Origin of the sequence: Clostridium sp., assembly GCF_050717635.1 — a bacterium.
Classification (GTDB): domain Bacteria; phylum Bacillota; class Clostridia; order Clostridiales; family Clostridiaceae; genus Clostridium_AD.
The window spans coordinates 51,684-64,327 of sequence record NZ_JBOITO010000038.1 but is presented as its reverse complement, the minus strand read 5'-3'; the positions used below and the strand labels follow the sequence as shown (position 1 = coordinate 64,327).

Genomic DNA, 12,644 nt, shown 5'->3' with positions numbered 1-12,644 from the left:
TATGAAAACTTATTTAGTAACAGGTGGAGCTGGATTTATAGGCGCAAATTTTGTTCATTATATGTTAAATAAATATTCAGATATAAAAATTATAAATTTAGATAAATTAACCTATGCAGGAAATTTAGAGAATCTAAAATCTGTAGAAAATAATGCAAACTATTCTTTTGTTCAAGGGGATATATGTGACAAAGAGTTAGTAGAAAAATTATTCAAAGAAAATGATATTGATTATGTTGTGAATTTTGCAGCAGAATCACATGTAGATAGAAGTATAAAACATCCAGAGATATTTGTTAAAACAAATGTTTTAGGTACAGTAAATCTTCTAAATGTAGCTAAAAATGCATGGGAAACTAAAACAGGATTTAAAGAAGGCAAGAAATTCATGCAAGTATCTACGGATGAAGTATATGGCTCGCTAGGCAAAACAGGATTCTTCCTTGAAACTACACCACTAGATCCACACAGTCCATATTCTTCAAGCAAAACAGGCGCAGATTTAATGGTTAAAGCTTATTTTGACACCTATAAAATGCCTGTAAATACAACTAGATGTTCAAACAATTATGGACCATACCAATTCCCGGAAAAATTAATACCACTCCTAATAAATAATTGCTTAAGTCATAAAAATCTACCAATATACGGAGATGGAATGAATATAAGGGATTGGTTATATGTTGAGGACCATTGTAAAGCTATAGATATGGTTATAAACGGTGGCAGAGTGGGAGAAGTTTATAATGTAGGCGGGCACAACGAGCGAACGAATATGCAAATAGTTAAAACTGTTATAAATTATATAAATGAAAATGTAGATAGTTCAGTAACAGAAAAGCTAATAACTTATGTGGAAGATAGAAAAGGGCATGACAAAAGATACGGAATAGATCCAGCTAAGATAAAAAAGGAGCTGGGATGGTACCCAGAAACTACCTTTGAAGTAGGAATAAAAAAGACAATAAAATGGAATCTGGACAACAAACAGTGGATGAATAATATTACTTCTGGTGAGTACCAAAATTATTATAACAATATGTATGAAAAATAAGGAGTGAATTATGAAGATATTAATTACAGGATCAAATGGTCAATTAGGTAGAGAAATAGCAAAACAATATAAAGAGAAAAAAGATATAGATTTAATACTTACTGATGTGTCAGATCTAGATATAACAAATGTTTATAGGGTAAATAGTTTTGTATGCGAGAATAAACCAGATGTAATTATAAACTGTGCTGCACTTACGGATGTTGATAAGTGTGAGACAGAGATAGATATGGCATATAGGATAAATACAATAGGACCTAAAAACTTAGCCACAGCTGCAAATCAAATTGGTGCAGAAATTATTCAAGTATCTACGGATTATGTTTTTTCTCGTGAAATCAATAAATCACTAACAGAGTTTGACAAAGTAAATCCAGAAACTATTTATGGAAAGACAAAGCTTGAGGGAGAAATATTAGTTAAAAACCACAACCCTAAGCATTATATAGTTAGAACGGCATGGCTTTACGGCGATGGGAATAACTTCGTAAAGACTATGATAAATCTAAGCAAAACTAATAAGACGTTAAAAGTAGTTAATGACCAAAAGGGAACCCCTACAAGTACAGTTGATTTAGCTAGAGTTATAATAAAGCTAGTAGAAGACAAGAATTATGGACTTTTCCATTGTACTTGTAAAGGCGAATGTACATGGTATGAATTCACAAAAGAAATATTTAGACTTAAAGGTATTGATACAGAAGTTTTGCCTTGCACAACCGGTGAATTTCCAAGACTAGCTAAAAGGCCTGAGTATTCCGTACTTAGAAATTATATGCTAGAACTAACTACTGGCGATACTACAAGGAGTTGGCAGGAAGCAATTTGCGAATATTTAAGGTGACAGGCACTTGGGAATAGATGGGAGTAGGCGCAGCAACAGTCGCTTAAAAAATGGTGACAGGCACCTGGGAATTGGAGGGATATATGGAAAACAAAAGAGAAAAAGGCTATCTAAATAATATATCCTTGCTAAGGACGTTTGCTATTTTAATAGTTGTTTTAGGACATAGCATGATTGTTTACCAATACAACTGGGGTATTTATACTCCGGCTGTTAAATCAAGCTTTTTTAATGCATTAAAGACTTACATTGATGTTTTTCAAATGCCACTGTTTATTTTTATTTCAGGGTATATGTTTTATTATTGTAGGAAAGAGTGTAATAAATATAATAAGCTGAGTAAATTTTTGTCTAATAAAATAAAAAGACTATTAGTACCATATATTTGTGTTGCAGTTATGTACGTAGTGCCAATTAGAGTAATGACTGGTTATAAAGGTTACAGTGGCAATAATATATTTGAGATAATTTATAAATACATTATGACTGGCTTAGATGCTGGGCATCTATGGTACTTAATAGTCATATTTGAAATATTTATAGTTTTTTATTTATTTGAATTTATCATTAACAAAATAGGGGTACCTGCTAGCCTAATTGTAATAGCATGTGCAAGTATAATTAGCTTTAAATTCCCAGATGTTTTTCAAATTTCAAAATCAATACATTATTTTATGTTTTTTTATTTGGGCTACATTATTAGAAAGTATGAGCTGAATTTTAAAATCGAATTCAAAGGGAAAAAAAATACTCTTATAATTATAACTTTATTTATTTTACAGTTTGTATTTTTAGCTTTATCATATAAAATTTCTAATAGCAATATAATAGGTACATTATCTATAAATTTAATGTATTTATTAAGTAATATATTTTCTACTATTTTTTACTTCACTGTTTTATCAACAATAAGCACTAAATATAAAAGATTAAATAGTAATAAAATTCTAAAATTTTTAGATAGAGAAAGTTTTGCAATTTATCTTTTCCATTCTCCATTAATTTATATAGTTCTAAAGTATGTTGCAGATAAAAATATTTCTCCGTTTTTAGTGGTGCCCTCAATGTTTACTATTATTTTATTTGGGTCCATTGGAATTTCATATGTGATCAAAAAACGGTGACAGGCACTTGTGAAATTATGTAACGCGGCAGTCGCTTGTCAAATGAGGCGAATGGTGACAGGCACCTGAAAAAAACAGTAACGGGCTACCTTTTAGGTGGCCCTTTTTTGGCGTTTGCGGAAAAGGGTGACAGGCACTTGTATTATTTTATCAAAATAAAGGGATTTATATATATAGTATAGAATATAGAATGTTCATACATAAGATAACCATTAAACATCAAGGGGGATTTAGAATTATGTACAGAAAAACAAAAAAGTTATTTGCAATATGTTTAATATTTACGGTGCTACTTACAACGGTAACATTTCAAGGAGTAGTATCAGCGTCTACATTATTAGAAGGGAATGATAGATACGCAACCGCCCTAAGAATTGTACAAGCTGGTTGGACGCAGTCAGAGAATGTAATTATAGCTAGAGGAGATGATTTGGCAGATGCGCTTGCTGCGGCACCGTTAGCATACGCAAAGGAAAAGGCACCTATATTATTAACAAAACCTGGTGAACTTAAAGCAGAAGTTTTAAATGAACTTAAGGCATTAGGAGTTAAAAATGTGTACATAGTTGGAGGGACAGGGGCTATTTCAACAGCAGTAGAAAAAGATTTAAAAGACTTTAAGGTTACACGTATATCAGGAAATGATAGAGTTGACACTTCTTATAAAATAGCACTTGAAGCTTTTAAAGTGGAGCCAGAAGAAGTAGTTATTGCAAATGGGTTAGCATATTCAGATGCGCTTTCAATTTCATCAATAGCAGCTAGAAAGGGAATGCCAATACTACTTGTTGTTAAGAATAAATTAACAGCGGATCAAGCAAAGTACATTGAAGGCAAAACTGTTTATGCAATTGGAGGGACGGGAGTTCTTAGCGAAGAAGTTGTTAAAACAGCAAAGGCTACAAGAATATCAGGAGCAGATAGGTATGAAACAAATGCAGCAATACTTACAAATTTTGAACAAGACTATAATAGTATTTACATTGCAAAAGGTACAAACGATAACCTGGTAGATGCGCTTGCAGGTTCTGCACTTGCAGCTAAGGATAACAATCCTATAGTTTTGGTTGGTAGAAATTCTGAGATTAATGCAAAATTATCAGATGCTATAAGAAACAATATAAATGATAATAGCGAAGAAATTTTACTTGGTGGGCAGGTCTCACAATCAGCAGCAGATGCTATTGAAGTAATAAAAACGCAAATAAGTATATACAAAACTACAGATAATTTAAAGGTTAAAATAATATTGTCAAAAACAAAAGTTAAGCCTTTAGATACAATAAAATTCCAGATAGAATCAAATGATACATTACCTGATTTAACAAATAGCGATAATAACGTAATATTAATTAAGAGCAGAGTTGATGAGACTCAAGAGATATCATTACATCCAATTTATAATGAAAGTACAGGAAAGTATGAAGTAGAATATATAGTTCCTCTTGATATGTTAAAAGATGAATGGTATGTAGAAAAAATCATGCTAAAACATAATGAACAAATTAGAACTTATAATAATAGTTCTAATATTACATTTAAAGTAGATTCTATAGTAAGCTTCAATTCTAATGGAGGTTCAAATATAGAAAATATGTCAGTTGGGCGTGATGAGAAAGTAGCTACACCTTTAAATCCAGTTAGGACAAGCTATATTTTTGGAGGATGGTATAGTGATAATACCACTTTTGAAAACAAGTTTGATTTTGAAAATACAACTATAACGGAGGATATAACACTATTTGCAAAGTGGATAGTTGCTCCTCCTGTACCAACAACAAGTTTAAAAGCAGAATCATCTTCATATAATAGCATTGTGCTTAATTGGGGTGCAGTAAAGGAAGCAAGTGGATATGAAGTTTACAGGTCAACATCTGCTGCAGGAGCGAATTTGGTAAAATATACCACTACAGAAACTAGTTTTAAAAATAGTGGACTTGTATCTAATTATATTTATTACTATAAAATTAGAGCCTACAAAACTTATGATAAAGTGAAAGTATACAGTGTTTTCTCACCAATAATAATTGCAAAAGCAATACCAGCGAGGCCTATCACAAAATATGTTTATAATAATTTAGTAAAGTCCAATGGATTATACGCAAAATATGCAGGCTTAAAAGTAGAAATATTAGATCAAAGTAGTAGTAAATACTTAATAAAAAAATCTGATAGCTCGAAAATGTGGGTAGATTATAAAAGTGTTTCTGTGCCTTCAAACTCAGCTACTAATAAAGAATACTTAAACAAAAATCAACTGGAAACCTATGTTAATACAACAAGCACTTTCGTCAGTAAAACAAAGTACTTTACTTGGGTGGATACGGATAGGCAAAGGGTGAATATATTTACTGGTAGTGCGGGGCATTGGGTTTTACTAAAAGCATATTCTTGTGCTTCGGGTAACAATGTTACACCTTCAAAACGAGGATTATTCGCAGTTCAAGAAAAAGGGGGTTCTTTTGTAGCAGGGCCTGGAGTTATATGTAAATATTGGACAAGGTATAGTGGAAATTATCTGCTACATTCAATACTTTTAAGGACCTCTGGAGCAGTCTACGATGGGACGTTAGGGAAAAAGGCTTCTCATGGATGTATTCGTATGCCAGTAGATATGGCAAAATTCTTTTATGATAAAGTACCAAGAGATTCATTAATATGGGTAAATTAATAATAGAATAAAACAGTAACGGGCTACCTTTTAGGTAGCCCGTTTTGGTCGTTTATGGTCCAATTAAGAAAAGAAAGGTATTAAAATATCTGCTATTCTTTTATACCCCTTTGTGCTTGGGTGTAAATAATAAGGGGATGAATTTTTATCTCCTATAAGGACGGGTATTTCTAAACTATTTATCCATGTTGAGTTAAATAAATCGCATACTGAAATATTATATAATTTACCGATTTTCTTCATTACCTTCACGTAGTCTTCACTTATAGTCATTTCACCTTTATATGCGTTTGGTACATCATAAGTATAATTTTCATTAAACCAACCTCTTATTGGGGTTATTAAATATATTTCAATGCCCTTGTTTGTATTTGTAACTTTTTCAATACTTGATTGTAATGCTCCTGCATAATTTGCAGTATTAAATTTACTACCAATAGGTAAAACCTTACCAGGTAAGACCCCTTTTCTATGGTCATTTGCGCCACTAGTAATAGTAACTGCATCTATATTTTCGTAGTTATAATCATTAATGATTGAATATATTTCTGTCATATCATTACCATTTGCACCTTGATTATCAATAACGCAATTCAGCTTATCTCTCATATAACTTTGATAGCCTTTGACAATTACACCTTCCTCTTTACTGTTAGAATTATATTCCTTTTCATTATACCAAGTGATGGAGTCTCCAAATGTTACAAAGTTTTTATTCGCCCAGTTAGAAACAACTTTAAATGCACAATTGCCACTCATACTTCCATCAAATGTGGTAACAGTAATTAATGCAGTTCCTATACCTACTGCGAAAACTTTTCCTTTTGAATCAACTTTTACAATTTTAGTATTTGAAGAAGTCCATTTTGGAGATTCGTATTTTGCATTTGTAGGCTTTACAGTTGCTTTTAAAGTATGTGATTCACCCACCGTTAGATTATATTCCCAATCGTTTAGACTTACAGATGCAACCATAGCAGTAGGAATTGAATTGTGGATAGAGGAATCATTGGTAAAATAGAAAACAGAATATATTATTAAAACACACAAAATTAAGAAAAAAAACCCTCTATTTTTTAACATATATACCCCCTAAGCTAAACAAGTGTATTTATTGCAACACAAATATTTATTATACAGTGTAGTATAGTGTTATACAAGGAGGGTACATAAGTATTAGCCGATGCAAGAAAGATTAAAATCTATTTGTAGTAAGGTGGTTTTATTTGTCGAAAGCAATAAAATCATTAAATATTTTTAAAACTATTATGATATACTAGTTTGTAGTATAATAGGATTGTTGAGGAATTCTTGAAAGAGGTGGATAGTGTGAAAGCTTTAGGAAAATGGAAAAAGCCTATATTAATGCTAAGTGATGCAGTACTTATAAACCTAGCATATTTATTAGCTTTCTATTTTAGATATAATTATAGTGATTTTTGGTTTTATTCAGATAATTATATAGAAATAGCGTTAATTGTAACCGTAATCTACATTGCTTGTTTTTATATCTTCAAGCTTTATGAAAGTATTTGGAGCTATGCAAGTATAGATGAATTTATGTTGGCTATTGGTGGATGCTTTGCTGGTAATATTGGGGCTATTGTTTTTTTTAGTATATCTGGCCATAAATTTGCTTATGGAGTAAGTATAATAGCCGGTGTTTTTAGCATTATTTTTATAATTGGGTTTAGAATGTCCTTTAGAGTTTATAGTAGATTTGAGACTATTTTAAATTATAATGTAAATATAACAGATCGAAAGCGAGTAATGATAATTGGTGCTGGGGAAGCTGCAGCCATGGTTATAAAAGAAATGAAAAGTAGTAGCCAAAGTAAATATAGGCCACTCGCTGTAATTGATGATGAAAAGTATAAAAAAGGAAACAATATCTTGGGTGTGAAAATTCTTGGAAGCAGGAGTGATATTCCGAGAATTGCAGTGGAAAAAGATATAGAGACTATACTTATTGCAATTCCAACTATAGAGGATGAAGATAAAAAGAAAATTTTAGAAATTTGTAAGAAAACAAGCTGTAAAATAGAAATTATTCCAGGAATGTATGATATAATTGACGGGAAAGTTTCCTTAAATCAAATTAGAAAAGTGAATATAGAGGATCTCCTTGGACGTGAAGCAGTAACGCTTGATACGGAGGGTATAGCAAGCTATATTCATAATAAAACTATTTTAGTAACAGGGGGCGGAGGGTCAATTGGATCAGAACTTTGCCGTCAGATTATTAAATTTGAACCGAAAAAGCTGATTATTTTTGATATATATGAAAATAATGCTTATGATTTGCAAATGGAGCTTCAGTATAAATATCCGAAATTAGATTTGTTAGTATTAATAGGATCTGTTCGTGACAAGTTACGAATTGATAGTGTATTTAAGAAATATTTACCGAATATAGTTTTCCATGCAGCGGCTCATAAACATGTTCCACTTATGGAAGGAAGCCCTATGGAGGCAATAAAGAACAATGTATTTGGAACCTATAATGTAGCAGATTGTGCGCATAGGTATAACGCAGAACGATTTGTAATGATATCTACGGATAAGGCAGTAAATCCGACTAATGTTATGGGTGCTACTAAAAGAATGTGTGAAATGATTATACAATCTATGGATAAGATAAGTGAAACACGTTTTGTGGCAGTTAGATTTGGGAATGTACTTGGAAGTAATGGATCTGTTATACCACTATTTAACAATCAAATAGCTCATGGTGGACCAGTTACACTTACCAATAAATACATAACTAGATTTTTCATGACGATACCGGAAGCATCACAATTAGTGCTTCAAGCAGGAGCGTATGCAAAGGGTGGGGAGATTTTCGTTTTAGATATGGGGAAACCTGTTAAGATATACGATTTAGCTTGGGATTTAATAAAACTTTCAGGATTCATTCCAAATGAGGATATTAAAATAGAAATTACGGGTCTTCGCCCAGGTGAAAAACTTTATGAAGAACTTCTAATGAGCGAAGAAGGACTTATTAATACTAAACATGAAAAGATTTTTGTTGGAAAACCAACGTTTAGTGATTTAGGTGAGATGAAAGAGAAAATGAGTCAACTGAATCAAATTATCAAAAACAATGATATTGAGGGGTTAATGGATAAGATTGGTGAGATTGTGCCCAGTTATTCTAGAAAAGTCCACAGTGATGTAGCAGTTACAGAAGATAACTAATTACATATTTTAAAATAGGAAAGGGGAATAAATACAATGAAAGTACAACTTGCAAAACCAGATATAACCCAAAGAGAAATAGATGCAGTAGTGGAGGTTATGAAATCAGGAATTTTAAGTATTGGTCCTAAAATAAAAGAATTTGAAAAGAAGATATCGAAGGTTTCAGGACTTAAATATGCAGTAGCAGTAAACAGTGGCACAAGTGGTCTTCATCTAATAGTAAAAGCCTTAGGCATAGGAGAGGGAGATGAAGTAATTACACCATCTTTTAGTTTTGTGGCATCTGTTAACTGCTTTATGATGGAAGGCGCAAAACCAGTATTCGTTGATATAGACCCAAAAACACTAAATATGGATATTGATGCTATAGAAGAAAAAATAACTAAAAAGACAAAGGCTATTTTAGCGGTAGATGTTTTTGGTCAACCAATGGATATGAGAAAATTAAGAAAATTAGCTGATAAACATAATTTATATTTAATAGAAGATAGTTGTGAGGCTATTGGTTCTGTTTATGATGGCGTAAAGGCAGGGAGTTTAGCTGATGCAGCTGTTTATGCTTTTTATCCAAATAAGCAAATAACTACTGGTGAGGGCGGAATTATAGTTACTGATAATCAGAAAGTTGCTCAAATTTCAGAAAGCTTAAGAAGTCAAGGAAGAGCAATAACTGGTTTTTGGCTTCATCATGAAAGAATGGGATACAATTATAGAATGAGTGAAATGCAAGCAGCACTTGGATGCGTTCAAGTAGATAGATTAGATGAAATTATTGCTAAAAGGCAAAAAGTTGCTGGTATGTATAATAGTGAATTAAGTTCTATAGAGGAAGTAACAATACCTTATATAGACCCTAAGGTTACCACTATGAGTTGGTTTGTGTATGTAGTTCAAGTTGGTAAAGAGGTAGACAGAGATAAACTTATGCTTCATTTAAAACAAAATGGTGTAGGTTGTAGACCTTATTTTACACCAATACATGAACAACCATATATGGTAGAAAAGTTTGGGTTTACACAAGAAGATTATCCTATAAGTGCTGATATGGGTAGAAGAAGTATTGCGTTACCTTTCTATAATGCTATGACGTTAGACGAGGTACAGTATGTAGCTAAAGTTATAAGAGAAGGGATTATGCTATTTAAAATTGATGGGAATGGTTCAAGCACAACCGACGATGAACTTAATAGTATATTTCTATAGGTAACGTAAATAATGATGATTGTAAAGCGAATGATAGATTTTACTCTGAGTATAGTTGCTATGGTGGTGTTTTTTCCACTTTTAATAATAGTATCTATACTGGTTTATATAAGGCTAGGTTCACCGGTGTTTTTCACCCAGGATAGAGTGGGCAAAAATGGTAGGATTTTTAAAATGATTAAATTTAGAAGTATGAGAAATTCAAAGGATAAAAACGGTGAACTTTTAGCAGATGGCAAAAGATTAACGAGACTAGGCCGAGTTATTAGAAGTACCAGTATAGATGAACTTCCTGAACTTATAAATATAATAAAAGGTGATATGAGTTTGGTTGGACCTAGGCCCTTATTAGTAGAGTATATTACAAGATATAGTAAAAGACAGTTTAGAAGACATGAGGTTCTTCCAGGATTAACTGGGTGGGCTCAGATAAATGGAAGAAACATAATCTCCTGGGAAAAAAAATTCGAGCTAGATGTTTGGTATGTAGAGAATTGGTCTATATTATTAGATATTAAAATAATAATCATGACTGTTAGCAAAGTATTTAAGAAAGCAGATATTAATCAAGATGATAATATAACAATGGAAGAATTCATGGGAGATAAACATGGAGGTGAATAAATGCAAGATATTGTGATTGTAGGAGCTGGTGGATTTGCACGGGAAGTTGCATGGCTCATTGAGGATATAAACTCCAAAAACAAATTATGGAATTTAATTGGATATATTGATGAAGATTTGAATAATAGAGGTAAATTGCTAAATGGTTATAAAGTTTTAGGTGATTTCAAGGATATAAAAGTGGAAAATAGTGAAATATATTATGTTTGCGCAGTAGGAGATACACTATCAAGAAAAGTACTAGCAAAAAAAGCAGAATACATAGGTTTAAAACCAGCAATACTTATTCATCCAAGCGTAATGATTTCAAGACACGTTCAAATTGGTGAAGGGACGATAATTTGTTGTAGCAACATAATAACTGTTAATATACAAATAGGAAAACATGTAATAATTAATTTGGATTGTACAATTGGACATGACGCTATAATAAATGATTATGTAACAATACTACCAAGTGTAAATGTGTCAGGTGCTGTAACACTCAAAGAGGGTAGTAACATAGGTACAGGATCAGCTATAATTCAAGGCAAAAGTGTTGGCAAAAATTCCATCATAGGTGCTGGATCAGTTGTTGTTAAAGATATACCTGATAATTGTACGGCAGTGGGAGTTCCTGCAAAAGTAGTAAAATGGAGAGAATTAGATGAAAAAAATATGGATATTTAATCATTATGGAACAAATCAATTTTTAGAACATGGCGGAAGACATATTAATTTTGCAAAGAATTTAATTAAACAAGGATATGAACCAACTATTTTTGTTGCAAGCTCATTACATAATTCCGATATTAATTTAATACAAGATAATACTCTATTTTCGAGGGACAGTAGTGAAAAAGTACCGTTCGTGTTTGTAAAAACAGATAGCTATACTGGTAATGGAACTTCCAGAATTAAGAATATGTTCCAGTATTATTTTAGGCTTTTCAAGGTAACTATGAATTTTGAAAAACCAGATGTGATCATAGGATCTTCCGTTCATCCACTAGCTTGCGTTGCAGCAATTAAAATGGCGAAAAAATACAAATGCAAGTGCGTTGTAGAAATTAGAGATTTATGGCCTGAGTCAATAGTTGTATATAAAGGTATATCTAAGAAGAATCCAATTATTTGGTTGTTATATAAACTTGAAAAATGGATTTACAAAAATGCAGATCAATTGATTTTCACCATGGAAGGCGGTAAAGACTATATAGTTGGAAACGGCTGGGACAAAGAGCATGGTGGGGATATAGATATTAACAAGGTGCATCACATAAATAATGGTGTAGACTTAGATATATTCAATTACAATAAAAAGAAATATACTCTAAATGATGTTGATTTAGACGATGAGCACACATTCAAGGTTATTTATACGGGCTCTGTAAGGCTAGTTAATAATATTAGTATGTTAGTAGATACTGCAAGCTATATGCAATCTAATGGCTATACTGGTATTAAAATTTTAATTTATGGCGATGGTGATGAAAAGGAAATATTACAAAAACGTTGTAGTGATGAAAAAATAGAAAATATAGTGTTTAAAGGACAGGTTGATAAGAAGTTTATTCCATATATTTTGTCAAGGTCAGATTTGAACTTAATACATGTAAGACAGACTGATATAATGAAATATGGTTGTAGCTTAAATAAACTATTTGAATACTTAGCCAGTGGAAAGCCGATTTTGTCAAGTCTTATAGTGGGTTATGATTTGTTAGAAAAGTATAACTGTGGAGTGACACTTAAAAATATTACACCTCAGGCGATTAGCAGTGTAATTCTAAAGATTTATAATGCAACCAAGGAAGAATTAGATGATATGTCAAATAATGCACTAGAAGCTGCAAAAGATTATGATTTTAAAAAACTAACTGAAAAATTAATATGTATAATTGAAAGTAGAGATATTAGTCATAGGAAAAATTAGAATTT

The 12,644-nt window shown here is 31.8% G+C and carries 10 protein-coding genes; 9 read left to right on the top strand and 1 reads right to left on the bottom strand.

Going from position 1 to position 12,644, the window contains the following annotated elements; all coding sequences use genetic code 11:
• The first annotated feature begins 1 nt into the window (after position 1).
• From rfbB to ACREWB_RS18810, 4 genes are all read left to right on the top strand, one after another.
• Entirely contained in the window at positions 2–1,054 is a 1,053-nt protein-coding gene (gene rfbB / locus ACREWB_RS18825; RefSeq protein ID WP_431549006.1) for a dTDP-glucose 4,6-dehydratase, read from the top strand.
• A 10-nt stretch (positions 1,055–1,064) separates the two neighbouring features.
• Positions 1,065–1,898 (top strand): dTDP-4-dehydrorhamnose reductase, encoded by an 834-nt coding sequence (gene rfbD / locus ACREWB_RS18820; RefSeq protein ID WP_431549005.1) that lies wholly within the window; start codon positions 1,065–1,067, stop codon positions 1,896–1,898.
• Between the two features lie 83 nt (positions 1,899–1,981).
• Positions 1,982–3,022: an acyltransferase family protein gene (locus ACREWB_RS18815; RefSeq protein WP_431549004.1), complete on the top strand. Its 1,041-nt coding sequence runs from the start codon at positions 1,982–1,984 to the stop codon at positions 3,020–3,022.
• 238 nt (positions 3,023–3,260) lie between these two features.
• On the top strand, positions 3,261–5,693 hold the full coding sequence (locus ACREWB_RS18810; protein WP_431549003.1) for a cell wall-binding repeat-containing protein: 2,433 nt from the start codon (positions 3,261–3,263) through the stop codon (positions 5,691–5,693).
• A gap of 63 nt (positions 5,694–5,756) precedes the next feature.
• Here the strand turns inward: ACREWB_RS18810 and ACREWB_RS18805 are convergent, their stop codons facing one another.
• Positions 5,757–6,776 carry an Ig-like domain-containing protein gene (locus ACREWB_RS18805; protein ID WP_431549002.1) on the bottom strand — a complete coding sequence of 340 codons (1,020 nt, stop codon included), beginning with the start codon at positions 6,774–6,776 and terminating at the stop codon, positions 5,757–5,759.
• A gap of 282 nt (positions 6,777–7,058) precedes the next feature.
• Between ACREWB_RS18805 and ACREWB_RS18800 the strand changes: the two genes are divergently transcribed.
• The 5 genes from ACREWB_RS18800 to ACREWB_RS18780 are packed head-to-tail and all read left to right on the top strand — an operon-like array spanning position 7,059 to position 12,639.
• Positions 7,059–8,894 (top strand): polysaccharide biosynthesis protein, encoded by a 1,836-nt coding sequence (locus tag ACREWB_RS18800; RefSeq protein WP_431549024.1) that lies wholly within the window; start codon positions 7,059–7,061, stop codon positions 8,892–8,894.
• Between the two features lie 36 nt (positions 8,895–8,930).
• Positions 8,931–10,100: a DegT/DnrJ/EryC1/StrS family aminotransferase gene (locus ACREWB_RS18795; RefSeq protein WP_431549001.1), complete on the top strand. Its 1,170-nt coding sequence runs from the start codon at positions 8,931–8,933 to the stop codon at positions 10,098–10,100.
• 15 nt (positions 10,101–10,115) lie between these two features.
• Positions 10,116–10,724: a sugar transferase gene (locus tag ACREWB_RS18790; protein WP_431549023.1), complete on the top strand. Its 609-nt coding sequence runs from the start codon at positions 10,116–10,118 to the stop codon at positions 10,722–10,724.
• A complete protein-coding gene (locus ACREWB_RS18785; RefSeq protein WP_431549000.1) occupies positions 10,725–11,393 on the top strand; it encodes an acetyltransferase in 669 nt (222 codons plus the stop codon).
• A complete protein-coding gene (locus ACREWB_RS18780) occupies positions 11,371–12,639 on the top strand; it encodes a glycosyltransferase family 4 protein (protein WP_431548999.1) in 1,269 nt (422 codons plus the stop codon). The genes ACREWB_RS18785 and ACREWB_RS18780 overlap by 23 nt, the downstream gene beginning before the upstream one ends.
• Positions 12,640–12,644: the final 5 nt, after the last annotated feature.